The sequence below is a fragment of the Pantoea septica genome (assembly GCF_002095575.1).
Taxonomy (GTDB): Bacteria; Pseudomonadota; Gammaproteobacteria; order Enterobacterales; family Enterobacteriaceae; genus Pantoea; species Pantoea septica.
On sequence record NZ_MLJJ01000026.1, the window covers coordinates 1 to 26453 of the forward strand.

The following is a 26453-nucleotide window of genomic DNA, read 5'->3' on the forward strand; positions in this document are numbered from 1 at the left end:
ATTTCAGGCCACAAAAAAACGCCTCAGATCCTCTCTTTATCGCCTTTTTTATTCTTCCTCTCCTGTTTGCCATTTAAAGTTGAAAGATTTTCATAAATCGCATGAAGACTCGACATCATCGGGACGCCAGGCTATTGTTGGGCATCTGGATGTCTAAACGTGTATACGGTTGTAAAGAGGAAAGTCCCACATGCCAATCAGGGTTCCCGACGAATTACCGGCAGTAAATTTCTTGCGTGATGAGAACGTCTTCGTCATGACCTCATCGCGCGCCAGTGTTCAGGAAATCCGTCCGTTGAAAGTCCTGGTACTCAATCTGATGCCGAAAAAGATTGAGACGGAAAACCAGTTCCTGCGTCTGTTGTCCAACTCGCCTTTACAGATCGATATTCAGCTGCTGCGCATTGACAGCCGTGAATCGCGTAATACGCCGACAGAACATCTCAACAACTTCTACTGCAATTTTGACGATATCCAGCACGATAACTTCGACGGGCTGATCGTCACCGGCGCGCCGCTGGGCCTGGTCGATTTCAACGACGTCGCCTACTGGCCGCAGATCCAGCGCGTGCTGCACTGGGCGAAAGAGCACGTTACCTCGACGCTCTTTGTCTGCTGGGCGGTGCAGGCAGCGCTTAATATTCTCTACGGCATCCCGAAACAGACCCGGCAAAACAAACTGTCGGGCGTTTATGAACATCAAATTTTGCATCCGCACGCGCTGCTGACGCGCGGTTTTGACGACAACTTTCTGGCGCCCCATTCGCGCTACGCCGATTTCCCGACGCAGCTCATCACCGATTACACCGATCTGGAGCTATTCGCCGAATCTGAACAGACCGGCGCCTATCTGATGGCCAGCAAAGACAAGCGTCTGGTCTTCGTCACCGGCCATCCTGAATATGACGCGTTGACCCTGTCAGGCGAATACCATCGGGACTACGAGGCGGGCCTGCAGCCGGAGCTACCGTTCAACTACTTCCCGCAGGACAACCCGGAGCTGCCGCCACGCGCCACCTGGCGCAGTCATGGCAATCTGTTGTTTTCTAACTGGCTGAATTACTATGTTTACCAGATTACGCCATTCGATCTGCGCCGCATGAATCCCACGCTCGAATAATCATTTTCCTCGTTTGTCCTTACCGTGCCAGCTGCAAAGCTGTCACGGTTTTTTTATACCCGCCTCATTTCGAAAACGACTCTCTTTAGATAAAAAACTTTAATTTATTTTTAATCATATGGTTAGTTGAACATTTTACTAAAAATGGAAATAGTTTTTGATTTTGAAAATGGCGAGTATATGCTTGGATCCTGTAGCTCAAAAATTATCCTTTAACCGGATCGCTATAACAGGATCCGATCGGCGACAGGAGCGATCTCGCATGACCGACACGATAATTCATAGCGATCTTACCTTCACACAACCCTTCTCCCATGCGGAAAAGCAGCTGCTAACTCCAGAGGCTCAGCAGTTTTTGCTCGAGCTTGTCACTCATTTCTCCGCTGAGCGCGAAAGGCTGCTTGTGCTCAGGCAGCGGCGGCAGCAGCGTTATGACGCCGGCCAGCTTCCCGATTTCGATATGGAAACTGCTTCCATTCGTGAAAGTGCATGGCGTATCGGCACCATACCTGATGACCTGTTGGACAGGCGCGTGGAAATCACCGGTCCGCCGGAACGCAAAATGGTCATTAACGCCCTGAACGCTAACGTGAAGGTCTATATGGCGGATTTTGAAGATTCGCTGACGCCGCAGTGGGACAAGCTGATGGAGGGGCAGCAAACCCTGTGTGAGGCGGTGAAAGGGACGCTCAGCTTTACCAGCGAAAGCGGGAAGATCTACCAGCTGCGCGCCGCTCCTGCGGTGCTTATGTGTCGCGTACGCGGTCTGCATCTGGATGAAAAACATGTGCAGTGGCAGGGCAAAGCGATCCCCGGCGGATTATTCGATTTTGCCCTCTACTTTTTCCACAACGTTTCTGCGCTGCTCAGCAAAGGCAGCGGGCCTTACTTCTATCTGCCGAAAAGCGAAAGCTGGCAGGAAGCAGCATGGTGGCGCGAGATCTTTTGCTTCGCTGAAGATCGCTTCCAGCTCCCGCGCGGCACCATTAAAGTCACGGTACTGATCGAAACCCTGCCAGCGGTATTCCAGATGGATGAAATCCTGTGGAACCTGCGCGACCATATTGTCGGCCTTAACTGCGGCCGCTGGGATTACATCTTCAGCTATATCAAAACGCTGCGTCAGCATGGCGACCGTATCCTGCCCGATCGCCAGTCGATCACTATGGCGCAGCCTTTCCTGGATGCTTATTCGCGACTGCTGGTGAAAACCTGCCATCGTCGCGGTGCGTTTGCGATGGGCGGTATGTCGGCCTTGATCCCAGCCAAAGAGCGCGCGCGCAATGAATGGGTACTGCAGCGCGTGCGCGAGGATAAACAGCGTGAAGCGGATAACGGTCACGACGGCACCTGGATAGCCCATCCCGGACTGGCTGATACGGCAATGGCCGTCTTTGACGCCGCACTCGACGAGCGGCAAAACCAGCTCGACGTGCTGCGCGAAAACGATGCGCCTGTCGACGCCGCACAGCTGCTGGCACCCTGCGCAGGCGAACGCACCGAAGCCGGTATGCGCGCGAATATCCGCGTCGCGCTGCGTTATCTGGAAGCCTGGCTGGGTGGCAACGGCTGCGTGCCGATCGACGGTCTGATGGAGGATGCCGCCACGGCGGAAATTGCGCGCACCTCCATCTGGCAGTGGATCCATCATCAGCAAACCCTGAGCGACGGTCAGCCCGTCAGCGCAGAAAGCTTTCTGCGCATGCTGGATGAAGAACGATGCCAGCTCAACGATGCGCGTTACGACGACGCGGCGCGGCTAATGGCGCAAATCACCACTGAAGACGAACTGGTTTCATTTCTTACTCTGCCGGGCTATCGCCTGATCCCCTGAAAAAGGAGCCGTTGCCATGACTCGTACCCAACAGATTCAGCAGCTTGAACAAGCCTGGCGTGCACCGCGCTGGGAAGGCATCACGCGTCCCTACAGCGCTGAAGAGGTCGTTAAACTGCGCGGCTCGGTGAATCCGGCCTGCACGCTGGCGCAGCGCGGCGCGGAAAAGCTCTGGACGCTGCTCAACGGCGCAGCGCGCAAAGGCTACATTAACAGCCTCGGCGCCCTCACCGGTGGCCAGGCGTTGCAGCAGGCGAAAGCGGGCATTGAAGCGATCTACCTTTCCGGCTGGCAGGTGGCGGCGGATGCCAATCTTGCCGGGCAGATGTATCCCGATCAGTCGCTCTATCCTGTGAATTCGGTGCCGGAAGTAGTACAGCGCATCAACCAGACTTTTCAGCGCGCCGATCAGATTCAGTGGGCGAACGGCGCTGAACCGGGCGATGAGGAGTACATTGACTATTTCCTGCCGATTGTCGCTGATGCCGAAGCGGGATTTGGCGGGGTGCTCAACGCTTTCGAGCTGATGAAAGCGATGATTAGCGCCGGTGCCGCAGCGGTACATTTCGAAGATCAGCTGGCGGCGGTGAAAAAGTGCGGCCATATGGGCGGAAAGGTGCTGGTGCCGACGCAGGAAGCGATACAGAAACTGGTGGCGGCACGGCTGGCAGCTGACGTGATGGATGTGCCGACCATCCTGTTAGCGCGCACCGACGCCGATGCGGCCGATCTGATTACTTCCGATTGTGACGAGTATGACCGGCCTTTTATTCGCGGCGATCGCACGGCAGAAGGCTTCTTTCGCACGCACGCGGGCATTGAGCAGGCGATCAGCCGCGGGCTGGCCTATGCGCCCTACGCTGATGTGCTGTGGTGCGAAACCTCGACGCCGGATCTGGCGCTGGCGCAGCGCTTCGCCACAGCCATTCACGCACGCTATCCCGGCAAGCTGCTGGCCTATAACTGCTCGCCCTCCTTTAACTGGAAAAAGAACCTCGACGATCGCGCCATTGCAGGGTTTCAGCAGGCGCTGAGCGAGATGGGCTATCGCTTCCAGTTCATCACCCTGGCGGGCATTCACAGCATGTGGTTCAACATGTTCGACCTGGCGCACGCCTATGCCCAGGGAGAGGGCATGCGCCACTATGTGGAAAAAGTGCAGCAGCCGGAATTTGCGGCGCGTGATAAAGGCTACAGCTTCTCATCCCATCAGCAGGAGGTAGGGACGGGCTACTTCGATCGCGTCACCACTCTGATCCAGGGCGGCCATTCGTCAGTGACGGCGCTGACCGGCTCGACCGAACAGCACCAGTTTTAACCTCATATCAGATTGCCTGCCCTGCGCGTTAGGGCAGGCTTCTGTTGGGAGCTGCCTGTGCCACCACGCGAATCCTTAATTGCTCATACCATCCTGCAGGGCTTTGACGCGCAGTATGGCCGCTTTCTTGATATTACCGCCGGCGCGCAGCAGCGCTTTGAACAGGCGGACTGGCAGGCGGTACAGCAGGCGATGAAAACGCGCATCCGCCTTTACGATAGCCACGTCGCGCTGGTGGTGGATCAGCTGCGCATCCTCAACGACGCGGCGCACTGGGACGATGCGTTCTGGCTACAGGTCAAACAGGATTATGAAGCGCTGCTGCCGGACTATCCGCGCGCGGAAATAGCCGAAAGCTTTTTCAATTCAGTCTACTGCCGTTTGCATGGGCATACCCACCTGCAGCCGAAGCGGCTGTTCATCTTCTCGGCCCAGCAGCGCGCCGCGCAGCCTGCACGACCGCTGGCGCGCCGCTACCAGCCGCAGCGCGGCTGGCAGGCGATGCTGGAGCAGGTGCTGAGCGATACCACGCTGACGCTGCCCTGGCAGGACCGCGCGCGCGACGCCGGCTATATTCTGCGCCATCTGCAACAGCATTTCAGGCTAGATGGCGGCTGGCTGGAGGTGGCCAGCGAGCTCTTTTTCCGTAATAAAACCGCCTGGATTGTGGCGCGTTTGCACCTGCCGCACGCCATTTTTCCCTGCCTGCTACCGGTTCAGCGCACCGCCCGGGGCGAGCTGTGGATCGATACCTGCCTGACGGATGCCAACGACGCCAGCATCGTGTTCGGCTTCGCCCGCGCCTATTTTATGGTATACGCGCCGGTGCCCGCTGCGCTGGTGGCCTGGCTTCAGCCGATTCTGCCAGGCAAAACGCTCTCTGAACGCTATATGGCGATCGGCTGCCAGAAGCACGGCAAAACCGAAAGCTATCGCGACTATCTGCATGCGCTGGCGCGCAGCGACGCGGCATTCGAAATCGCGCCCGGCGTGCGCGGCATGGTGATGCTGGTCTTTACGCTGCCCGGTTTCGATCGCGTCTTCAAAGTGATCCGCGATCGCTTTGCGCCGCAGAAAGAGGTGACGGAGGCGCAGGTGCGCGCCTGTTATCAGCAGGTCAAAGAGCACGACCGCGTCGGACGCATGGCGGACACGCTGGAGTTCGAGCAGTTTGCGCTACCGCTGGCGCGTATCCCGCCTGCGCTGATGGCGGAGTTCCAGGCCAGCATTGCCACGAAGATGCATATCGACGGCGACCGCCTGATTATCCGCCATCTGTGGCTGGAACGGCGTATGCAGCCGCTTAACCTCTATCTGGCGCAGGCGAACAGCGAAGAGCGGCGGCACGCGGTTGAGGAGTATGGCAACGCCATCAAACAGCTGGCGGCGGCCAATATTTTTCCTGGTGATATGCTGTTTAAAAACTTTGGCATGACGCGGCACGGACGCGTGGTGTTTTACGACTACGATGAAATCCGGCCGATGGATGAGCTGCACTTTCGCGACGTGCCGCAGGCGCGCTACGACGAAGATGAACTGAGCGCCGAACCCTGGTACAGCGTCGGCCCGGACGACGTCTTCCCTGAAACCTTTCGCTATGCGCTGTGCAGCGAAGCCGCTACCGGCGCGCTGCTGCAACAGCTGCATCCTGAACTCTTCGATGCGGGCTGGTGGCGTGCACAGCAGCAGCGCATCCGGCAGGGGCATGTGGAAGAGGTGATTGCCTGGCGCCAGGCGCAGCGCTTCAGCGTGCGGTACGCCCGCGCGCTGGCTTAGCGGCCGCTGTAGGCTAGCGTCACCTGACGCGCCTCGCGGATCACCAGCGCGCCCAGTTCGGTTATGCGATCGTCCGTCATGCGCGCGATTGGCCCCGATATCGACAGGGCGGCAAAGGGCTCGCCGTGCTCGTCGTAGATTGGCGCGGCGACGCAGCGCAGTCCCAGCGCATGTTCCTCATCGTCAAAGGCGAAACCGCCTTTGCGCACCTGCGCCAGATTGGCCTTCAGGCTCTGCGGCGACATCAGGGTATTGGGCGTGTAGTAATGCAGTCCTTTCTGATGCAGCAGCGCGGTGACCTGCTCATCGCTCAGGTGCGCCAGAAAAGCCTTGCCCGCGCCAGAGGCGTGCATCGGCAGCTTGCCGCCGATCGGCGCCGACATGCGCATTAGCTGAGTGCACTGCACCTGATCGATGATCACCGCCTGATAATCGCTGAGATCCAGCACGGCCAGATTGACCGTTTCGCCAGAGGTTTCCATTAGCGTGCGCAGCACGGGATGAACCAGCGCCAGCAGATTTCGGCTCTGCAAAAAACTGCTGCCGACCACAAAGGCGTGCGCGCCAATGGTCCACAGCCCGAGATCCCCCGTCTGATGCACGAAGCCTTGCTGCTGCATCGTCGTCAGCAAACGGTGCGTGGTGGAGTTAGGCAAGCCAGCCTGCTGCGCCAGTTCGGTCAGCGCCACGCTGCCGTGGGAGTCGGCGATCAGCTCCAGCAGATGCAGGCCGCGTTGCAGAGACTGCACCTGACCGCTGGCCGGCGGCGCGGCGGGGGTGCCGCGCGGTTTTTTGCCGCGTTTAGCGGGAACGGGCGTAACCATTGAGGTATCTCCTTGCGCAAAGTGGAAATCATTTTCAGCTTAATTGCGCAATTTGCAAACCCATGCGTTCTGGTCCGATCTGTTACGCGGTCTGCCTGAAAATGTCTCACCTGCTGCGGCTTTCTCCCTTGCGTAAGTTATGACAGTATGAGGCGCTGGCGTTTTAGCCAGCATATTGAGCTAAACGAGGCAAGAGTGAGCAACAGAATCGAAGCGCTGCATCAGCAGCTCGCGCAACGCATCATGGTGCTGGACGGCGGCATGGGCACGATGATCCAGAGCTACAGGCTGGAGGAGCAGGATTTTCGCGGCAGCCGCTTCGGCGACTGGCCCTGCGATCTCAAAGGCAACAACGATCTGCTGGTGCTCAGCAAGCCGGAAGTGATCCGCGAGATCCACCACGCCTATCTGGAAGCGGGCGCCGATATTCTGGAAACCAATACCTTTAACGCCACCACCATTGCGATGGCGGATTACCAGATGGAAGCGCTGTCGGCGGAGATCAACTTCGAGGCCGCCCGGCTGGCGCGCGCCTGCTGCGACGAATGGACGGCGAAAACCCCGCATCGTCCGCGCTACGTCGCCGGCGTGCTCGGCCCGACCAACCGCACCTGCTCGATCTCGCCGGACGTCAACGATCCCGCTTACCGCAACGTCACCTTTAATCAGCTGGTGGAGGCGTATCGCGAATCGACGCGCGCGCTGGTCGAAGGCGGCGCCGATATCATCATGATCGAAACGGTATTCGACACGCTGAACGCCAAAGCGGCGATTTTCGCGGTGCAGACCGAGATGGAAGCGCTGGGCGTCAACCTGCCGCTAATGATCTCCGGCACCATTACCGACGCCTCTGGCCGTACGCTCTCCGGCCAGACCACGGAAGCTTTCTATAACTCGCTGCGCCACGCCGAACCGCTGTCGTTCGGCCTCAACTGTGCGCTCGGGCCGGACGAGCTGCGTCAGTACGTGGCGGAGATGTCGCGCATCGCCGAGTGCTATGTCACCGCGCACCCGAACGCCGGACTGCCCAACGCCTTCGGCGAATACGATCTCGATGCCGACGTCATGGCCGATCAGATCGGCGAATGGGCGCGCGCCGGTTTTCTCAATATTATCGGCGGCTGCTGCGGCACCACGCCGCAGCATATCAGGGCGATGGCGGATATCGTCGCCGGGGTGGCGCCGCGCAAACTGCCTGAACTGCCGGTCGCCTGTCGTCTCTCCGGGCTTGAGCCGCTTAACATCAGCGGCGACACGCTGTTCGTCAACGTGGGCGAGCGCACCAACGTCACCGGCTCAGCCAAATTCAAGCGCCTGATCAAAGAAGAGAAGTACAACGAGGCGCTGGAAGTGGCACTGCAGCAGGTGCAGAGCGGCGCGCAGGTTATCGACATCAATATGGATGAGGGGATGCTCGACGCCGAAGCGGCGATGGTGCGTTTCCTTAACCTGATCGCCGGCGAGCCCGATATCGCGCGCGTGCCGATCATGATCGACTCCTCGAAATGGGAGGTGATTGAAAAGGGACTGCAGTGCATTCAGGGCAAAGGCATCGTTAACTCGATCTCGATGAAAGAGGGCGAGGCGATCTTTATCCACCATGCGCGGCTGGTGCGCCGCTACGGCGCGGCGATGGTGGTGATGGCCTTTGATGAAGAGGGGCAGGCGGATACGCGCGCGCGCAAAATCGAGATCTGCCGCCGCGCCTACAAAATCCTGACCGAACAGGTCGGCTTTCCGCCGGAAGATATTATCTTTGACCCGAATATCTTTGCCGTCGCCACCGGCATCGACGAGCATAACAACTACGCGATGGACTTTATCGGCGCCTGCGAAGATATCAAGCGCGAGCTGCCGCATGCGATGATCTCCGGCGGCGTCTCTAACGTGTCGTTCTCTTTTCGCGGCAACGATCCGGTACGCGAAGCCATCCACGCGGTGTTCCTCTACTACGCCATCCGCAACGGCATGGATATGGGCATCGTCAACGCCGGTCAGCTGGCGATTTACGACGATCTCCCCGCCGAGCTGCGCGATGCGGTAGAGGACGTGATCCTTAACCGCCGCGACGACGGCACCGAGCGTTTGCTGGCGCTGGCGGAGAAGTATCGCGCCAGTAAAGGCGACGGCGCCGAGGACAAGCAGCAGGCGGAATGGCGCAGCTGGGACGTGGTTAAGCGTCTCGAATATTCGCTGGTAAAAGGCATCACCGAGTTTATCGAGCAGGACACCGAAGAGGCGCGCCAGACGTCGGCGCGGCCGATCGAGGTGATTGAAGGACCGCTGATGGCGGGTATGAACGTGGTGGGCGACCTGTTCGGCGAAGGGAAGATGTTCCTGCCGCAGGTGGTGAAGTCGGCGCGCGTGATGAAGCAGGCGGTCGCCTACCTTGAACCCTATATTCAAGCCAGCAAAGAGGCGGGCCGCAGCAACGGCAAAATCGTGCTGGCGACGGTAAAGGGCGACGTGCACGACATCGGGAAAAATATCGTCGGCGTGGTGCTGCAGTGCAATAACTACGAGATTATCGATCTCGGCGTAATGGTGCCGAGCGATAAGATCCTGAAAACCGCCATCGAACAGAAGGCCGATATTATCGGGCTGTCGGGCCTGATTACGCCGTCGCTGGATGAGATGGTCAACGTCGCCAAAGAGATGGAGCGTCAGGGCTTTACGCTGCCGCTGCTGATTGGCGGCGCGACCACGTCGAAGGCGCACACCGCCGTGAAGATCGAGCAAAACTACAGCGGCCCGACGGTCTATGTGCAGAACGCCTCCCGCACCGTGGGCGTGGTGTCGTCGCTGCTCTCCTCGACGCTGAAAGAGGATTTCGTGGCGCGCACGCGGAAAGAGTACGAGACCGTGCGCATCCAGCACGCGCGAAAAAAACCGCGCACGCCGCCGGTATCGCTGCAGGCTGCGCGCGATAACGCGGTCCCCATCGACTGGGAAAGCTATACGCCGCCGGCGGCGCATCGTCTCGGCGTCAGCGAGATAGCGGTCGGCATCGACACGCTGCGTCACTATATCGACTGGACGCCGTTCTTTATGACCTGGTCGCTGGCAGGCAAATATCCGCGCATTCTGGAAGATGAGGTGGTAGGCGAAGAGGCGAAGCGTCTGTTTGCTGACGCCAACGCCATGCTGGACAGGCTGAGCGCGCAAAAAGCGCTGACGCCGCGCGGCGTGGTGGGCATTTTCCCGGCTAACCGCGTCGGGGACGATATCGAGATTTATCGCGACGAGAGCCGCCGCGAGGTGGTCGCTGTCAGCCATCATCTGCGCCAGCAGACGGAGAAAACCGATTTTCCCAACTACTGTCTGGCCGATTATGTCGCGCCGAAAGGGAGCGGCAAAGCGGATTATCTGGGCGCTTTCGCCGTAACCGGCGGCCTTGAAGAGGATGCGCTGGCGGAGGCGTATGACGCGCAGCACGACGACTACAACAAAATCATGGTCAAAGCGGTGGCCGATCGGCTGGCGGAAGCCTTCGCCGAGTATCTGCACGAGCGGGTGCGCAAGGTGATCTGGGGCTTTGCCGCCCATGAGAATCTGAGCAACGAGGAGCTGATCCGCGAAAATTATCAGGGCATTCGCCCCGCGCCGGGCTATCCCGCCTGTCCGGAGCATACCGAGAAAGCGGCTATCTGGCAGCTGCTGGATGTGGAAACCCACACCGGCATGAAGCTCACCGAATCCTTCGCCATGTGGCCGGGCGCGTCGGTTTCAGGCTGGTACTTCAGCCATCCCGATAGCCGCTACTTCGCGGTGGCGCAGATCCAGCGCGATCAGGTAGAGGATTATGCGGCGCGTAAAGGCATGGCGGTGAGCGAGGTTGAGCGCTGGCTGGCGCCCAACCTCGGGTATGACGCGGATTAAAAAGCGCGATCGCTTCAGCTAAACCGGGGTTAGTTGAAGCGCGCGTCGCGATCGGACGTCAGGTCATACAGCTGATACTTACGTCCCAGCATCTGCCCGCCGTCGCGCGTTAGCGGCACCCAGTTCACCTGCGCGCGGCCGCGCGTCGGGGTGACGGTAAAGAGATCCATGGGAATCGACAGGTAGAAACCTTTGGTGAAATCGCCTTCGCCATACTGTTCCGACGAGACGTTGGTTTTGGTGGCATAGACGCCCACCATGACGCCGCTGTCAAAGCGCTTCGACACGTCGATCGTCACGCCTTTGTCTTTGGCCAGGTATTGTCCGACGCTCGCCTTCACCAGCAGATCCTGCATAAACCACGGACGCCAGTACGCCGTTACATGGCCGGTCGGCGCCTTGTAGTTGGTGAACTGCATCATGTTGTCCCAGTCGCGCTGGCGCACATAGTTGGCGTCGACGCCAACGGCCCAGTTGCTGTCGATCGGTCGATAGAGCATCTCGCCGCCGACGCCGCCGTACATGGTCTCAAGGTAACCGCCGTACATCTGGCCGTAGAAGCCGTTGCCGAGGTAACCCATGTAGTTAGCCTGCAGATCGTTAACGTAGACGTTGTTCTCGACATAGTCGCGAATATGGGTGCGCACGCGCGGCAGCGTCGAGTCGGCGGGCGCGCCGTTGTAGTTGAATTTGTCGTAGTTATTGGCGAGGTTGCCGAACAGACTGCCGCCCACCAGCAGATGATCGGTAAACCAGTAGTCCAGGTTGCCCATCACGCCGACCTGATACATGTAAAAGCTTTCCGGGCCGCCGACCGACTGGTTCAGCACCGGTGACAGGCTGTAGTTGAGACGCTCTTTACGAATAAAGAAGCCTTGCTCGGTCTCGCCCGCATCCACCGGGTTCTCGCGCGTCTGGCGCAGCGGCTGCTCCTGGCCAAGCGGATAGCCCGCCAGCTGGTTGCGCAGGCTGTTGACGTCGGTGCGCGTCGTGACCTGCGGCATATTGAAGCGCGACTCGGTTACCTCGATCGTTTCGATGCCCGCCGGCAGGTTATTCATGATGATGCGGTTGGCGCGATCGACCCCTTCGCGCGTGTCGCGGTATTTGGTCTGCTCGCCGGAGACGAACAGCGTGCTGCCCCGGGTCTGAATGCGCGGCCCGCTCAGTCCGGCGTTGTACTTCAGATCGCTCAGCTGACTGGCGACCACGGTCGGCTCCAGCATGCTTTCCTGCGGCTGAGGGCGGTATTCGGGCTTCGCGCTGTCGATATGCGTCTGGCGCAGATCGTTGAAGTTGGTACGCACCGTCACGCCGAACATAAAGGTGTTGCCGCGCTCGTAGCTGGCGTTGATATCGGCCCAGTCGGTAACGCGATAAATCGCGCCGACGTTGACCTTACTGCGCTGCTCGAGCCTGCCGGCGAAGTCATCCTGATAGTTGTTGCCTTCATACTCCAGCTTGAGGCGCAGCGGCTGCCACGGCGTCTGATACTCCACGCCGCCGAACAGCGCCGACGGGCCGTGAAACATTTGTGAGCCGTTGATGGAGCCCGCTTCGCCGACGCCGGGACGCTGGCAGTAGCTGTCGCTGTAGGAGCAGAAGGGGTTTTTAACCGTGCCGCTGTTGCCGAGATAGCCCCAGCCGAGTCCGAGGGTAAAGTCGAAGGGTCCCCAGGCTTTGCTCGCCACCAGATATTCGCTGTCGAACAGGCCTGTGCCGCCGAGATCGCGCGAGCCTAGAGCGACCTCCGGCAGCCAGTAGCTCTCTTTCAGCAGGCGCAGCTTAAGGTCGAACGCCTTGTCTTTGTAGCTCTGGTTGCCGCTGAAGCTCTCTACGGCGCTGTAGCGTCGCGTGCGCACGTCGGTGTAGCGTACCGTTGTCTCCAGCCAGGGCAGCAGCTGCAGCGAGGCGGAGTAGTAGCGGTACTGATCGTTATCACGGAAGTTAAGGCTGAACTCGCCCTCGCGCGCCATGCGCGCGGTCGGCACCTGCAACAGGCCGACGCCGCCGAAGTCAGACTGCGACGGACCCACCGGATCGGGAAAGGTATCGGCCTGCGCCTGGCATGCGGCGGCCACGGAAACAGCCAGCAGGCTGAAAAGAAGTCGTTTATTCATCACTCTGGCACCCGGTGAGTCAGAACAGAAATCATGCGCTGGTTCAAATCGTTATATGCGTCAGGCAGGCTCCAGGAGGAGAAGCCCAGCCAGATAATGCTGCCGGGCGCGACTTCCCTGTGGCGCTGATTCCAGTAAGCCACCGGTACGCGCTGCGTTTCGCCGGAGGGCGCGATCACCGTGGCGTAGCTGTTCTCTGCGCCAGAAAGAGGCTGATGCTGCGCCAGATAGCCGCGCACCGTCTGGCCCGGCTGCCAGCTGACTTTACCTGCGCCGCGCAGCGCGCCCAGCAGCCATACGCCGTCGGACGGCGGCGTCAGCCAGAGGTCGTAGCGGCCTTCCAGCCGACGGTTGCCCTCGGGATTGAGCCGGATCTCGTCGGGATCGAGCGAGACGAACTGGCGGCCAGCGACCTTGACGGCGCTAAGCTGGCGCAGCACCTCGCCGATGGCGGCGGCGCGATCGCCGCTGCTCTGCGCCTGCCAGGCACGCAGATCGGCCAGCGTCTGCTGCTGCTGGCGCTGCGCGGCGGCGCTGGCGTTTCGCTCCGCGATAACCGCGCCGCGCCACCAGACGGCGTCCATCAGCGCAGGCTGCGTCGTCAGCTGCGCCAGATCCTGCACGTTTTCGAGCGTGGCGCTGCCCTGGGCGCTATGTACCGTAACCTGACCCGCCGCCCACGCGGCGCTGCTGCCGGCCATCATCAGGGCGGCCAGCAATAAGAGTGTTGTTTTCATGATTTCGCCGGCTTCAGAAGGGTAGTGGCAACAGGGAAGTCGTCCGCAGCCAGCATCTGGCGCGCCTGCACCACATCGCCGCTGCTGTTATCGATCCAGAAGGTGTTCTCCCACGCGCGGCCGGTAGCCTCGATGCGCGCCTGCTCGATCCAGACGCGGCAGGCGACGCGGCGGCCCGCCAGCGTCAGTACCTCGTCAGCGCCGCGCGTAAAGCGCGAACTCACCGTCGCGGCGCGCGTCTCGCCATGTTCGGTCCACTGCGCGATGCGCGTCCAGCTGGCGCCGTCGCGCAGATGAAGCGCATCCGCCAGCGGATCCTGCGGCAGATTGCTCACTTCTTGCAGGTTATCCGGCAGGCCGAGCGTTTTCACCAGACGACCATGCCTGGTCACCAGCATGGCATGGTCCTGGGTGATCCACTTCTGCTGACCATTTTCGTTATAACCCAGCACCACGAAAATCTGCGGGCCTTCATTAATCCGCGCGTAGAGGCTGGCGTAGGGCAAATCGGCGATCTGCTGGCTGGTTTTGATGACGTCATCGGGGCCGGAAACCGCCATCATGACGGTCTGTTCCAGCCCTTTTTGCGTCTGCGTGCAGGCCTGCAGCAGCAGGCAAGCCAGCAACAAAGGAAGTTGGCGCACTGTGTGTCCCTGTAAAAGAAGCCAAAGCAAAAAATAACCACACGGCCGTGTGGTTATGTTTAAAGGTGCTACGTCAACGAGTGGTGCTCGTTGTGGTCGTGGTTGTTGTACCGGTATTCGCGCCGTCACCACCGCCAGAAGCGGCAATGCCGACACCGACTAATGCGCCGAGCGCGCCGATACCAACAGCGGTCGAGGTGCCGGCGGAGATAGCTCCCGCCTGCGCGCCCGCTGCGGCACCCGCTTCTTCCGGAGCGGCAAAAGCCACGGAATGCGCTGCGACGTATAGTACGGCTGCTCCGGCAACCATGATTTTTTTCATACAGCTTGTCCTGCATTGAGTGAATGAAGGATGTACCCGTTTTCGGGCGCGTTCAGTATAGGGCAACAAATTACCAGAGTTCAGCGTGGGAAAAAGCGGTCGCAGAGGGGGGGTTATTTTGGCTAAAAAGAGGGCTAAACAGCGATAACATCCTTTTTATTGGTAAGATTTACCAGAGGTCAGGATTTATTGCTGGTCGAAAATTAAATGCAAAGCGTTTTACGCTTTTTTATTAATGAATGGACCGGAAAAGAAATTATCAGAATTTGCCGGGCTGCCTGAAAACAGAATTGCCTTAAAAAACATACGGAAAGCTATTGCCAGCGGATGAATAAGGTCCATTTAATACGCGAGAGAGGCGGGGTTTCCTCCTGCAGCTTCAGAAGAATCTCACTTAAATTTAAGAATTATCCCGTCTGAATCGGGCATGCTCTCTGCGCTAGCGCCGCTATTTTGTTCGCAACGGCAAAAAAAAGACGGCCGCACGGCCGCCTTTACAGGATTGAGACTTGATTAACGCCAGGATTTATAGCGATTAATTAAGCCATTAGTGGAACTGTCGTGACTGGTAATATCGTCGCTGTTTTCCAGCTCCGGCAGAATACGGTTAGCCAGCTGCTTGCCTAACTCTACGCCCCACTGATCGAAGGTGAAGATATTCAGGATCGCGCCCTGCGTGAAGATCTTGTGCTCATAAAGCGCAATCAGCGCGCCAAGGCTATAGGGCGTGATCTCGCGCAGCAGGATCGAGTTGGTCGGTCGATTGCCTTCAAACACTTTGAACGGCACGATATGCGCGACGGATTCGGCAGACTTGCCGGCATCGGCAAACTCTTTCTCTACCACGTCGCGCGACTTGCCGAACGCCAGCGCTTCAGTCTGGGCGAAGAAGTTAGAGAGCAGCTTCTGGTGATGATCCGCCAGCGCGTTGTGGGTAATGGCCGGCGCGATAAAGTCGCACGGCACCAGCTTGGTGCCCTGATGGATCAGCTGGTAAAACGCGTGCTGGCCGTTGGTGCCCGGCTCGCCCCAGATAATCGGGCCGGTCTGGTAATCCACCGGGTTGCCGTCGCGATCGACGTACTTGCCGTTAGACTCCATATTGCCCTGCTGGAAGTAGGCCGCGAAGCGGTGCATGTACTGATCGTAAGGCAGAATCGCTTCGGTCTCGGCGCCGAAGAAGTTGTTGTACCAGATGCCGATCAGCGCCAGCAGCACTGGCAGGTTCTGCTCGGCTGGCGTGGTGGAGAAGTGCTGGTCCATGGCATGCGCGCCGCTCAGCAGCTGCTCGAAGTTGTCGAAGCCGATAGAGAGGATAATCGACAGGCCGATGGCGGACCAGAGCGAGTAGCGGCCGCCGACCCAGTCCCAGAACTCAAACATATTGGCGGTATCGATGCCGAATTCGCCCACTGCTTTCGCATTGGTGGAGAGCGCGGCAAAGTGTTTCGCCACGTGCTGCTGGTCGCCGGCGGTTTTCAGGAACCAGTCGCGCGCGCTGTGGGCGTTGGTCATGGTTTCCTGGGTGGTGAAGGTTTTCGACGCCACCAGGAACAGCGTGGTTTCCGGGCTGAGATCTTTCAGGGTTTCCGCGATATGCGTGCCGTCCACGTTGGAGACGAAGTGCATATTGAGGTGGTTCTTATAGGGGCGCAGCGCCTCCGTCACCATAAACGGACCCAGATCCGACCCGCCGATGCCGATATTCACCACGTCGGTGATCGCTTTGCCGGTATAGCCTTTCCACTCGCCGCCGATAATGCGCTCGGAGAAGTGCTTCATCTTCTCCAGCACCGCGTTTACTTCCGGCATCACATCTTTGCCGTCTACCAGAATCGGCGTATTGCTGCGGTTGCGCAGCGCGACGTGCAGCACGGCGCGATCTTCGGTGCGGTTGATCTTCTCGCCGGAGAACATCGACTTAATCGCGCCGCTCAGGTCGGTCTCTTTCGCCAGCGCCTGCAGCTTGTCCAGCGTCTCCTGGGTAAGGCGGTTTTTCGAAAAGTCCACCAGCATCTGGTCGTCAAAGGTGGCGGAGAATTTAGCAAAACGATCGGCATCCTGGGCGAACAGCTCGGCGATAGTCACCGATTTCATCTGTTCAAAATGCTGTTGCAGCGCTTTCCAGGCTGCGGTTTGGGTCGGATTGATATTTTTCATGGCAACACTCTTGTTGATTTAAGAACCGTCATTCCATCGTGGGCAACCACACCCGTATAGCGTTTCAGTATGACAATAGTGTCCGCTGAAAGGAAAAATTTTGTCGGCGTCGTCACCTTTGCGGCAGGCGACAGCGGATCGCGCGCCGGAAACCGCGCGCCGTTTTAGCCTGTCGCCGCGGGCGATTTTCAGTTCAGGCGGCGCGTATTGTGCCGCTAATATCGCCGTCGAACCTTGTGCCGAATCAGAATAAACCGGTCTGAGAGAGGCCATTTAGCTCTGCGGGCGCAGCAAATCGCCGACAGACGTAGACAGCAACCTTATGACCCGGTATTTTTATGCGGCTACTTGCGCACCCGTGCGCAAGCCAGAAGAGGCGCGTCGCCCAGGCAGTGTGTTGGAGGAACCGTATCCGGGGATAACACATCAGGGGGAGCGACGCCGAGGTGGTCAACACACGGAGTGTTGCCTGTCGGCTGCAGGGGCTGAATCCCCTGGGTTGTCACCAGAGGCGTCCACAGTCGGTCGCTTCGCAAGGTGAAGTGCTTCTGGGTGACTCGTCTCCTGATCTTGTCTGCCCAATTCTGCTCTTCCCTTGTGCCAAGGCTGATACAATGTCTCCCGTCCCATACACGCGGGAGAAGATAACCTGACACGAGGTCGTACATGTCTCAAACTCTGATCGTGGCGAAATTTGGCGGCACCAGCGTTGCCGATTTCGATGCTATGAACCGCAGCGCCGATGTGGTGCTGGCCAATGCCAACACGCGTCTGGTGGTGCTCTCCGCCTCGGCGGGCGTGACCAATCTGCTGGTCTCGCTGGCGGAAGGCCAGGAGCAGGCGCAGCGCGCTTACCTGCTGGATGAAATTCGCCGCATCCAGTATGCGATTGTCGAACGCCTGCAAAACCCGGCCGTTATCCGTGATGAAATCGACCGCATGATCGAAAACATCACCATGCTTTCCGACGCCGCCTCGCTGGCGACCTCCAACGCCCTTACCGACGAACTGGTCAGCCACGGCGAGCTGATGTCCACGCTGCTGTTCGTGGAGATTCTGCGCGAGCGTCAGGTAGAGGCGGAGTGGTTCGACGTGCGTAAAGTGATGCGCACCAACGACCGTTTCGGCCGCGCCGAGCCGGAAATCGCGACGCTGGCCGACCAGGCCGCCGCGCTGCTGACGCCGCGTCTGGCGCAGTCGCTGGTGATTACTCAGGGCTTTATCGGCAGCGAGCAAAAGGGCCGCACGACCACGCTGGGACGCGGCGGCAGCGACTATACCGCCGCGCTGCTGGGCGAGGCGCTGAAAGCGGCACGTGTCGATATCTGGACTGACGTGGCGGGGATCTACACCACTGACCCGCGCGTAGTGCCGTCCGCGAAGCGTATCGACGACATCACCTTCGAAGAGGCGACCGAAATGGCGATCTTTGGCGCCAAGGTGCTGCATCCGGCGACGCTGCTGCCGGCGGTGCGCAGCGACATTCCTGTGTTTGTCGGCTCAAGCAAAGATCCCGCCGCCGGCGGCACGCGCGTGCATCGCGAAACCGCCAACCCGCCGTTGTTCCGCGCGCTGGCGCTGCGTCGTCGTCAGACGCTGCTGACGCTGCACAGCCTGAACATGCTGCACTCGCGCGGCTTCCTCGTCGAAGTATTCACTATTCTGGCGCGCCATAATATCTCCGTGGATCTGATTACCACCTCGGAAGTGAGCGTGGCGCTGACGCTCGACACCACCGGCTCGACCTCCACCGGCGACAGCCTGCTGACCCAGGCGCTGCTGACGGAGCTGTCGTCGCTCTGCCGCGTCGAAGTGGAAGAGAACCTGGCGCTGGTAGCGATCATCGGCAATAACCTCTCCCGAGCGCGCGGCGTCGGCAAAGAGGTGTTCGGCACGCTTGAGCCTTTTAACCTGCGCCTGATCTGCTACGGCGCCAGCAGCTACAACCTCTGTTTCCTGGTGCCGGGCGAAGATGCGGAAAGCGTCGTGCGCGCGCTGCATAAAAACCTGTTCGAATAACGATCCGCCCGGCCGGATCGGATCCGGCTGGTGCGATCGACCGCTTTTTAGCGTAAAAGCCAGCGTATTTCCGGCACTATCTGGCGGATCGGCAGCAGTCGATCCCCATTTTCCCTTCTGGCCTCACCTTGCGATAACGAAATGTTATGATCCCGCTCCGCTGGCGCACCCGTTCCTGCGTCGCGTTTCTCTATGGCAAACCCGCGAAAAAACACAACATTCAAAGAAGGAAGTCTGGCTATGCTCGCCAAATTAACCCGCCTGTTCCCGCTGTGGGCCGTGCTGCTCTCGGTGGCCGCCTACTACTCGCCCGGCACTTTTCTCGGCATCGGACCCTGGGTCTCCTGGCTGCTGATGCTGATTATGTTTGGTATGGGCGTTACGCTTAATATCGATGATTTCAAACGCGTGCTGGTGCGTCCGGCGCCGGTCATCGCCGGCACCTTTCTGCACTATCTGGTGATGCCGCTTGCCGCCTGGGCGCTGGCGAAGCTGTTCCAGATGCCACCGGATCTGGCGGCAGGCATGATCCTGGTAGGCAGCGTGGCCAGCGGCACCGCCTCGAACGTAATGATCTATCTGGCGAAGGGCGACGTCGCGCTGTCGGTGACCATCTCCTCGGTTTCCGCGCTGGTGGGCGTTTTCGCGACGCCGCTGCTGACGCGCTTCTACGTCGATACGCATATTCAGGTGGACGTCGTGGGCATGTTGCTCAGCATCGTGAAGATCGTGGCGATCCCGATTAGCCTGGGGCTGATCGTCCATCACAGCTTTAACGGCGTGGTGCGCCGGGTCGAGCCTTATCTGCCGGCTTTCTCTATGGTATGCATTCTGTTGATCATCAGCGCCGTGGTGGCGGGCAGCCAAAGCTTTATCGGTTCGGTCGGCCTGATGGTGATCGCCGCCGTGGTGCTGCATAACGCCATCGGCCTGCTGGGCGGCTACTGGGGCGGCAAGCTGTTCGGCTTCGACGAGTCGACCTGCCGCACGCTGGCGCTGGAGGTGGGCATGCAGAACTCCGGTCTGGCGGCGACGCTGGGCAAGCTCTACTTCTCACCGCTGGCCGCGTTGCCGGGCGCGCTCTTTTCGGTCTGGCACAATCTCTCGGGTTCGCTGCTGGCTGGCTACTGGTCAGGCAAACCGGTCGACAAGCAGTAACAGAGCGGGGGCCTGCGCCCCCGCTTCACTCCTCGTCCCGCTCGTCGTCCGGCTGCTCCAGCAGCGTATAGGCCACGCTGCACAACAGCGAATTCAGGCGTTTCATATCCCCCAGCAGTCCGAGATGCAGAGAGCTGGTTTCAATGCTCTGGACATTCTTCTGATGCAGTCGCTCGACATGCGCATGCGAAAAGCGGCGAATCAGAATGCGGAAGCGATGCTTGGCGCGGCGCAGCCGTTTCGCGCTGGTGACGTCGCGCGAGAGAAACACCGACAGGCTAAGGCGCAGGTTCGCCAGCAGCTGCTCATGCAGCGTCTCCAACTCCTGGATGCCCTCCGCCGAGAAGGCGCGGCGCGGGGTCAGCGCCTTATCCGCCACGTCGCCGCTCATGCGTTCGATAATGTCGCCCGCCTGCTCAAGATTTAGCGACATCTCGATAATTTCGCCCCAGCGGCGCGAATCCTCTTCCGACAGATCCTCTTTCGGCATACGTGCCAGATAGAGCTTGATAGCGGTATAGAGCACGTCTACGTCATCGTCCAGCCGCCGCACCGTGCGCTCTTCGCGCACTTCGCCGTGCACCACTTTATTGAAGGCCTCCAGCATCATTTCCAGCACGTCGCCGATGCGCAGCGTCTCGCGCGCGGCGTTGACCAGCGCCAGCGTCGGCGTATCCAGCGCGCTGCGGTCGAGATGGCGAGGCTTCATCGCCATCTCCGCCTCGGCATCGTCGCCGATAAGGCGGGTGCAGAGCCGCGCCATCGGGTCGGCGAAGGGCACCATAATCAGGCAGCGGATCAGGTTGTAGAAGACGTGAAAGAAGATCACCAGCTCTTCGTCGTTGACCGGCATCTTATCCAGCCAGGGCGCCAGCAGGTTGATAAAGGGGAGCACCGCCAGCGATCCGAGCAGTTTGAAAAGCAGGCTGCCGAGCGCCACCCGCTTGCCGGCGGCGTTGGAGCCGCTGGCGTTCAGCATCGCCAGCAGGCCGCTGCCGAGGTTGGCGCCGATTACCAGACAGAGCGCGACTTTAAACGAAATCACGCCTGCGGCGGTCAGCGTGGCGGTAATCAGCACCGCCGCCAGGCTGGAGTAGCTGATAATGGCGAAGACCGCGCCGATGAGCGCATCCAGCAGAATATCGCCGGTCAGGCTGGAGAAGAGCACCTGTACCCCAGCCGCCTGCGTAATCGGCCGGGCAGCGCTGACAATCAGCTGCAGCGCCAGCAAAATCAGCCCCAGCCCGATGCTGGCGCGGCCCATCTGGCCGATACGCGTCTGCTTGCGCGACAGGAAGAAGACCACGCCGAAAAAGATAAACAGCGGCGACAGCCAGGAGAGATCGAAGGTCAAAATACGCGCCATGATGGCGGTGCCGACGTCGGCGCCCAGCACCACCACCAGCGCAGGCGTCAGGCCCATCAGCTTCTGCGCCACAAACGAGGTCGCCAGCAGCGTGGTGGCGTTACTGCTCTGCACCAGCGTGGTTACGCCGATGCCTGCCAGAAAAGCCATGGGTTTCTTTTCGATGCTGCGGCTGAGCACGCGGCGCAGGTCGGCGCCGAAGACGCGCATAATGCCGGAGCGCACGATATGAGTGCCCCAGACCAGCAGGGCAACGGCGGAGAGAAGATTAAGCAGGGTCAACACGTCATGCCACTCCATAACCGTCAGGCTAAAAAGCAGCAGAGAGCCAGCCTGACGGAAAGAGCAATCTGCGAAACGAACGGCCGGACGAGCGCAATTTTTCCTGAATTTTAAGCGACCTGCGCGCGCTGCCGACCTTTTAACTGTAGACCAGTTCGCTGATACGGGAAGGGGAACCATGCTGGATTTTTGTCCGCAGCGGCGAGGGGAGCGTCGGCGGTATCTTGTGATATACATCACATTACAGCATGATGGCGATCCTTTACTAAAAAGCCATTATCGAGGCAAAACATGAACGTTAAACCCACTGGCGGTCAGTACATCGCGTTGGCGCTGCAATGGGTGCTGAACCTGGGACTGCTGGCGCTGGCGGTTATTCTGGCGGTGTTTCTGGGCAAAGAGACGCTACACCTTGCCAACGTGCTGCTGAACGTTGGGGAGCAGGCCTCCTCTTATCTGCTGATTGAGGGGATCGTTATCTATTTCCTCTACTTCGAATTTATCGCGCTGATCGTTAAATACTTCCAGTCTGGCTATCACTTTCCGCTGCGCTATTTTGTCTATATCGGCATTACGGCGATTATCCGGCTGATCATCGTCGACCATAAAAACCCCTTCGATACGCTCTGCTACTCTGGCGCCATCCTGATTCTGGTGGTGACCCTGTGGCTGGCGAACAGCAACCGCCTGAAGCGCGAATAGCTGCCGCCAGGTGTGCCCGCCGCGCCTCTGCGCTACACTGTTGCCCTCAAAATTGACGGGAGTGGTGATATGTCGCAAGAGGCGCTCAGCTTATTACGCGCGCTCAACTGGCTGCCATCCACGCATCCGACGCTAACCGCGCCGCTGCTGGACTGGCTGATGGAGGAGGACTCCATGACGCGCCGTTTCGAGCAGCACTGTCGGCAGGTGACGGTGCGGCCGATGCGCGAAGGCTTTATCAACGCCGATGAGCTCACCGATGAAAGGGCGCTTCTGCCGGACGATGCGCGCTTCTGGCTGCGCGAGATCGTACTGTGCGGCGATGACGAACCCTGGCTTATCGGCCGCACGCTGGTGCCGGAAAGCACGCTCAACGGCCCGGAGCAGATGCTGCAACAGCTCGGGACGCGCCCGCTTGGCCGCTATCTTTTCTCCTCTTCGACGTTAAGCCGCGATTTTATCGAACCGGGCAGCGTTGGGGCGCTCTGGGGGCGCCGCTCGCGCCTGCGGCTGTCGGGCAAGCCGCTGCTGCTGACGGAACTGTTTTTACCTGCCTCGCCGCTCTACCGCGACCTGGCCTGAGGACGATTGAACGTGGAAAAAAGCGTACAGATGAGTAAGTTTCAGGCCTATAGCCGCCTGATGCGTATTGATAAACCGATCGGCACGCTGCTGCTGCTGTGGCCGACGCTGTGGGCGCTCTGGCTGTCGGATATGGGCGTGCCGCCGCTGTCGGTGCTGGTGGTGTTTGTGCTCGGCGTGTTTGTGATGCGCGCGGCGGGCTGCGTGATTAACGATTTCGCCGACCGCAAGGTCGACGGCTTCGTGAAGCGCACCGCAGGCCGTCCGCTGCCCAGCGGCGCGGTCAGCGAGAAAGAGGCGAAAATCCTGTTTGTGCTGCTGGGCTTACTGGCGTTCGCGCTGGTGCTGACCATGAACCTGATGACGATTCTGCTTTCGCTCGGCGGCCTGGCGCTGGCCTGGTGCTATCCCTTTATGAAGCGCTATACCCATCTGCCGCAGGTGGTATTAGGCGCGGCGTTCGGCTGGGCGATTCCGATGGCCTGGGCTGCGGTTAGTGAGTCCTTACCACTCGAGTGCTGGCTGGTTTTCCTGGCCAATATCTGCTGGACCGTCGCCTATGATACGCAGTACGCCATGGTCGATCGCGATGACGATATCAAGATCGGCGTCAAATCGACGGCGATTCTGTTCGGCCGCTACGACAAGCTGATTATCGGCCTGCTGCAGCTCGCAACGCTAGGCTTGCTGGCGCTGGTGGGCCTGCTGATGCAGCTTAACGCCTTCTTTTACTGGTCGCTGCTCGCCGCCGCCGCGCTGTTTCTCTACCAGCAAAAGCTGATCGTTCGCCGCGAGCGCGACGCCTGTTTTCAGGGGTTCCTCAACAATAACTATGTCGGCCTGGTGGTATTTATCGGCGTAGTGCTCAATACGCCGCCGTTTAGCCAGCTGTTTTGAACGCCGTTTTTTAACGGGCACCCATGCTGAAACAAGCGGTGGGCATGGCCCGAAGAGCAAAGCGTCCCGCGTCAGAGATGACGCGGGCCGAGCTGGCATGGATGCCGCTGTTGCGTCTTTGCGATCGGGCCATGCCCACCGCGCAGGCACCGTCCAGGCAACAAAAAAGGGCGACATCTCTGTCGCCCTCTGTTTTTGCTGCCCGCGGCGGGCTACTCGTGCGCCACCGCGCTTTCGATGGTCAGCCGCACATCGCTGGTTACCAGATCGGCCAGAATATGCCAGGTAGCCTGCGTACGCTCGACGTCGGCGTCGCCGGTGTCGCTGATATAACCCTCATCGCGCAGCGTCAGCACCAGCGTGGTAAACACCGCCTTATCGAAAAACTCCGGCGCATTAATGCCGTGCAGCACCGAAAGACGCTGCGCCAGCATACGGCTCTCTTTCTCCAGCGTGCCGCGGTTGATGGTCGGCTTCGCGCTGAGGATCGAGAAGGTGATGGCGAAACGCTGCAGAGTCTCGCGGATGCCGGCGGCCAGCAGCTGCAGCGTGCGATAACGCGCGGCGGTGTGGCGCAGCTGCCCATTTTGCAGCGTAATCAGCCCCTGACGCGCCAGCTCCTGACAGAGGGCGCTCAGCAGCGCCGGCAGCGCGTCGATTTCCCAGCGCAGGAATAGCTCGCTTTTTAGCATCGGGTAAATCAGACGCACCTGGCGCAGCAGTTCGGCTTCGCTCAGGTTCGGGTGCTGCTGAATAATGGCGGCAATCAGCGACGGCATCACCAGCATATGGTGAATATTGTTGCGATAATAGGTCATCAGCACCGCCTGCTCGCGCGGCAGAATGATGATGTCGCCGATATTGTCCTGCTCGGTTTCGAACTTGTTCATGCTCATAGCATGATTTAGCAGCTCTTCCGCTGAAAGCGGCGGCACGGTCGATTCCGGCGAATAGGGCACATTGCGCAGCAGCTCGGTATAGCACTCAAGCTGTTCGATCAGCTGCTCGCGGGTTAGCGAACGCTGACGCGAGGCGAGCAGCGCGGTCACGCACAGGTTCATGGCGTTGGCGGCGCCCGCTTCGTTGATGCGCACCATCAGACGCGCCGCGATATCGTTCACCGTTGGCGTCAGCCAGCTGGGACGCTGCGGTTCAATCGGATCGATGGCGTCGCGCCACTCCGGCACCTGCTTATTAAGGTAGTTCACCAGCGGCAGCGGCTCGCCGAAGTTAACGTAGCCCTGGCCCAGATTGCGCAGCTTGCGCAGGCCGCGCACCATCTGCATAAAGCCTTCTTTCTCTTTCGCCGCGCCGCGCAGCTCTTTGGCGTAAGTGCCCACTTCCATCACGTGCTCATAGCCGATATAGATCGGCACCAGCGTAATGGGGCGTTTGCCGCCGCGCAGCATCGCCTGCAGCGTCATCGCCAGCGTGCCGGTTTTCGGATCGAGCAAACGACCGGTACGTGAGCGCCCACCTTCAACGAAATACTCGACCGAATAGCCGCGGCTGAAAAGCTCGCCGAGATATTCGCGGAACACGGTGGCGTAAAGTTTGTTGCCTTTGAAGGTGCGGCGAATAAAGAACGCGCCCAGGCGGCGGAAGATCGGGCCGGCTGGCCAGAAGTTCAGGTTGATGCCCGCGGCGATATGCGGCGGCACCAGACCCTGATGATAAAGTACGTAGGAGAGCAGCAGGTAATCCATGTGGCTGCGGTGGCAGGGCACATAGACGATCTCATGGCCATCTTCCGCCAGCTGGCGCACGCGTTCGCCACCGTTGACGTTGATGCCCTGATAGAGACGGCTCCAGAGCCAGCCCATCACGCGATCGGTGACGCGGATCGCCTCATAGGAGAAGTCGGCGGCGATCTCTTCCATCATCTCGACGGCGTTCTGCTGCGCCTTCTCATGGGAAAGCTTTTTACTGCGCGCCTCTTCTTCCACCGCTTTTTCAATCGCCTTGGACTGCAGCAGCTTGTTGAAGAGATCCTGACGCGCCGGCAGACGTGGGCCGACCGCGGCTAAACGCTGGCGCGCGAAATGAATTCGCGCCACGCGCGCCAGTTTCTGCGCGATCGATTTATCGGTGCCGTGCTGCGTCGCCATCCAGCGCAGCGAAACCGTCGGAGAAAAGCGCACGAAGCTGTCGCGGCCGTGCCAGATAATAGCGAAGAACTTCTCAACCCCGTTAAGCTCGCGCAGATGCGGCGCATCGTCGCCCTGAACCTCGCGGCCAGGCGCGCGACCGAACATTACCGATACCGGCAGCATCTGGATATCGAGCTGAGGATTGTTGCGGTGCAGATCGAGGTACTCGTGGAAAATCTTCACCGATTCCGTATTCGGCCCGAAATGGGGGAATACGCGCGGGCCGTCGTGGATAAACACGTGGCGCGGCAGCAGCGCGCCGTCGATTTCCAGCGGCGACAGCGGATCGGGCAAATTATGCTTCAGACACTGCTGGCGCAGCGTCAGCAAATCCGCCTTGGAATCGTATGGCAGCACGTACATAATCGGCCGCGTCGGATCGAGTCCGTGTTCGGAAACGGGATCGCCCGGAATAGCCTTCGTTTTTACCAGAATGGAAAGTGGTAAATTCAACAATTTATAATAAAGTTTACGCCAACCTGACATAGACAACATGAAGCCTCTTGTTAGCAAAGCGCCGCAAGCATATCAGAAAGTGCTGCGAAGATCTGTGGTGGTGCCAA

General features: G+C 59.6%; 18 protein-coding genes and 1 riboswitch. Of the genes, 10 read left to right on the forward strand and 8 right to left on the reverse strand.

Features of this window, described 5'->3' with window-relative positions:
- The first annotated feature begins 190 nt into the window (after positions 1 to 190).
- The 4 genes from metA to aceK all read left to right on the forward strand — a co-directional run bounded on the left by metA (position 191) and on the right by aceK (position 6048).
- The gene (metA, locus tag HA46_RS14450; protein WP_033793172.1) at positions 191 to 1120 is read left to right on the forward strand and encodes a homoserine O-acetyltransferase MetA; all 930 of its coding nucleotides are present in this window, start codon (positions 191 to 193) and stop codon (positions 1118 to 1120) included.
- A 262-nt stretch (positions 1121 to 1382) separates the two neighbouring features.
- On the forward strand, positions 1383 to 2954 hold the full coding sequence (aceB, locus tag HA46_RS14455; RefSeq protein ID WP_084885054.1) for a malate synthase A: 1572 nt from the start codon (positions 1383 to 1385) through the stop codon (positions 2952 to 2954).
- A gap of 16 nt (positions 2955 to 2970) precedes the next feature.
- The gene (gene aceA / locus HA46_RS14460) at positions 2971 to 4272 is read left to right on the forward strand and encodes an isocitrate lyase (RefSeq protein ID WP_048785046.1); all 1302 of its coding nucleotides are present in this window, start codon (positions 2971 to 2973) and stop codon (positions 4270 to 4272) included.
- Positions 4273 to 4329: 57 nt separating this feature from the next.
- Entirely contained in the window at positions 4330 to 6048 is a 1719-nt protein-coding gene (gene aceK, locus HA46_RS14465) for a bifunctional isocitrate dehydrogenase kinase/phosphatase (RefSeq protein ID WP_084885057.1), read from the forward strand.
- On the opposite strand, the gene iclR is transcribed toward aceK, so the two are convergent.
- Entirely contained in the window at positions 6045 to 6872 is an 828-nt protein-coding gene (iclR, locus tag HA46_RS14470) for a glyoxylate bypass operon transcriptional repressor IclR (RefSeq protein WP_033793176.1), read from the reverse strand. The genes aceK and iclR overlap by 4 nt on opposite strands.
- A 147-nt stretch (positions 6873 to 7019) precedes the next feature.
- Between iclR and metH the strand changes: the two genes are divergently transcribed.
- The gene (gene metH, locus HA46_RS14475) at positions 7020 to 10751 is read left to right on the forward strand and encodes a methionine synthase (protein ID WP_084885059.1); all 3732 of its coding nucleotides are present in this window, start codon (positions 7020 to 7022) and stop codon (positions 10749 to 10751) included.
- A 29-nt stretch (positions 10752 to 10780) separates the two neighbouring features.
- On the opposite strand, the gene HA46_RS14480 is transcribed toward metH, so the two are convergent.
- The 5 genes from HA46_RS14480 to pgi form a co-directional block, all read right to left on the reverse strand.
- Complete coding sequence (locus tag HA46_RS14480; RefSeq protein WP_033793178.1) at positions 10781 to 12871, reverse strand: YjbH domain-containing protein; 2091 nt, start codon at positions 12869 to 12871, stop codon at positions 10781 to 10783.
- Positions 12871 to 13608, reverse strand: coding sequence for a capsule biosynthesis GfcC D2 domain-containing protein (locus HA46_RS14485; protein ID WP_084885060.1), 738 nt, complete (start codon positions 13606 to 13608; stop codon positions 12871 to 12873). The genes HA46_RS14480 and HA46_RS14485 overlap by 1 nt, the downstream gene beginning before the upstream one ends.
- On the reverse strand, positions 13605 to 14252 hold the full coding sequence (locus HA46_RS14490; RefSeq protein ID WP_084885061.1) for a YjbF family lipoprotein: 648 nt from the start codon (positions 14250 to 14252) through the stop codon (positions 13605 to 13607). The genes HA46_RS14485 and HA46_RS14490 overlap by 4 nt, the downstream gene beginning before the upstream one ends.
- Before the next feature lie 73 nt (positions 14253 to 14325).
- Entirely contained in the window at positions 14326 to 14574 is a 249-nt protein-coding gene (gene yjbE, locus HA46_RS14495) for an exopolysaccharide production protein YjbE (RefSeq protein WP_033749135.1), read from the reverse strand.
- Between the two features lie 513 nt (positions 14575 to 15087).
- The gene (pgi, locus tag HA46_RS14500; protein ID WP_084885062.1) at positions 15088 to 16734 is read right to left on the reverse strand and encodes a glucose-6-phosphate isomerase; all 1647 of its coding nucleotides are present in this window, start codon (positions 16732 to 16734) and stop codon (positions 15088 to 15090) included.
- Between the two features lie 363 nt (positions 16735 to 17097).
- Positions 17098 to 17290, forward strand: a riboswitch (Lysine riboswitch).
- Positions 17291 to 17400: 110 nt separating this feature from the next.
- On the opposite strand from pgi, the gene lysC reads away from it, so the two are divergent.
- Together lysC and panS are read left to right on the forward strand one after the other, a co-directional pair.
- Complete coding sequence (lysC, locus tag HA46_RS14505; RefSeq protein ID WP_033793182.1) at positions 17401 to 18753, forward strand: lysine-sensitive aspartokinase 3; 1353 nt, start codon at positions 17401 to 17403, stop codon at positions 18751 to 18753.
- A 240-nt stretch (positions 18754 to 18993) separates the two neighbouring features.
- The gene (gene panS / locus HA46_RS14510) at positions 18994 to 19911 is read left to right on the forward strand and encodes a ketopantoate/pantoate/pantothenate transporter PanS (protein WP_033793183.1); all 918 of its coding nucleotides are present in this window, start codon (positions 18994 to 18996) and stop codon (positions 19909 to 19911) included.
- Between the two features lie 25 nt (positions 19912 to 19936).
- Here the strand turns inward: panS and HA46_RS14515 are convergent, their stop codons facing one another.
- Positions 19937 to 21562 (reverse strand): Na/Pi cotransporter family protein, encoded by a 1626-nt coding sequence (locus HA46_RS14515; protein WP_033793198.1) that lies wholly within the window; start codon positions 21560 to 21562, stop codon positions 19937 to 19939.
- A gap of 288 nt (positions 21563 to 21850) precedes the next feature.
- Between HA46_RS14515 and psiE the strand changes: the two genes are divergently transcribed.
- The 3 genes from psiE (at position 21851) to ubiA (ending at position 23740) form a co-directional block, all read left to right on the forward strand.
- Complete coding sequence (psiE, locus tag HA46_RS14520) at positions 21851 to 22261, forward strand: phosphate-starvation-inducible protein PsiE (protein ID WP_033749140.1); 411 nt, start codon at positions 21851 to 21853, stop codon at positions 22259 to 22261.
- A 69-nt stretch (positions 22262 to 22330) separates the two neighbouring features.
- Positions 22331 to 22843 carry a chorismate lyase gene (ubiC, locus tag HA46_RS14525; protein WP_033749141.1) on the forward strand — a complete coding sequence of 171 codons (513 nt, stop codon included), beginning with the start codon at positions 22331 to 22333 and terminating at the stop codon, positions 22841 to 22843.
- 30 nt (positions 22844 to 22873) lie between these two features.
- Positions 22874 to 23740, forward strand: a complete 867-nt coding sequence (gene ubiA / locus HA46_RS14530; RefSeq protein WP_208857420.1) for a 4-hydroxybenzoate octaprenyltransferase — start codon at positions 22874 to 22876, stop codon at positions 23738 to 23740.
- A gap of 212 nt (positions 23741 to 23952) precedes the next feature.
- Here ubiA and plsB read toward each other — a convergent pair whose 3' ends face one another.
- A complete protein-coding gene (plsB, locus tag HA46_RS14535; protein ID WP_084885063.1) occupies positions 23953 to 26376 on the reverse strand; it encodes a glycerol-3-phosphate 1-O-acyltransferase PlsB in 2424 nt (807 codons plus the stop codon).
- Positions 26377 to 26453: the final 77 nt, after the last annotated feature.

Coding starts and splice junctions, on each gene's coding strand:
- metA (WP_033793172.1), top strand. CDS start 191: ATGCCAATCAGGGTTCCCGACGAATTACCGGCAGTAAATTTCTTGCGT.
- aceB (WP_084885054.1), top strand. CDS start 1,383: ATGACCGACACGATAATTCATAGCGATCTTACCTTCACACAACCCTTC.
- aceA (WP_048785046.1), top strand. CDS start 2,971: ATGACTCGTACCCAACAGATTCAGCAGCTTGAACAAGCCTGGCGTGCA.
- iclR (WP_033793176.1), bottom strand. CDS start 6,872: ATGGTTACGCCCGTTCCCGCTAAACGCGGCAAAAAACCGCGCGGCACC.
- metH (WP_084885059.1), top strand. CDS start 7,020: ATGAGGCGCTGGCGTTTTAGCCAGCATATTGAGCTAAACGAGGCAAGA.
- HA46_RS14480 (WP_033793178.1), bottom strand. CDS start 12,871: ATGAATAAACGACTTCTTTTCAGCCTGCTGGCTGTTTCCGTGGCCGCC.
- HA46_RS14485 (WP_084885060.1), bottom strand. CDS start 13,608: ATGAAAACAACACTCTTATTGCTGGCCGCCCTGATGATGGCCGGCAGC.
- yjbE (WP_033749135.1), bottom strand. CDS start 14,574: ATGAAAAAAATCATGGTTGCCGGAGCAGCCGTACTATACGTCGCAGCG.
- pgi (WP_084885062.1), bottom strand. CDS start 16,734: ATGAAAAATATCAATCCGACCCAAACCGCAGCCTGGAAAGCGCTGCAA.
- lysC (WP_033793182.1), top strand. CDS start 17,401: ATGTCTCAAACTCTGATCGTGGCGAAATTTGGCGGCACCAGCGTTGCC.
- panS (WP_033793183.1), top strand. CDS start 18,994: ATGCTCGCCAAATTAACCCGCCTGTTCCCGCTGTGGGCCGTGCTGCTC.
- psiE (WP_033749140.1), top strand. CDS start 21,851: ATGAACGTTAAACCCACTGGCGGTCAGTACATCGCGTTGGCGCTGCAA.
- ubiC (WP_033749141.1), top strand. CDS start 22,331: ATGTCGCAAGAGGCGCTCAGCTTATTACGCGCGCTCAACTGGCTGCCA.
- ubiA (WP_208857420.1), top strand. CDS start 22,874: ATGAGTAAGTTTCAGGCCTATAGCCGCCTGATGCGTATTGATAAACCG.
- plsB (WP_084885063.1), bottom strand. CDS start 26,376: ATGTCAGGTTGGCGTAAACTTTATTATAAATTGTTGAATTTACCACTT.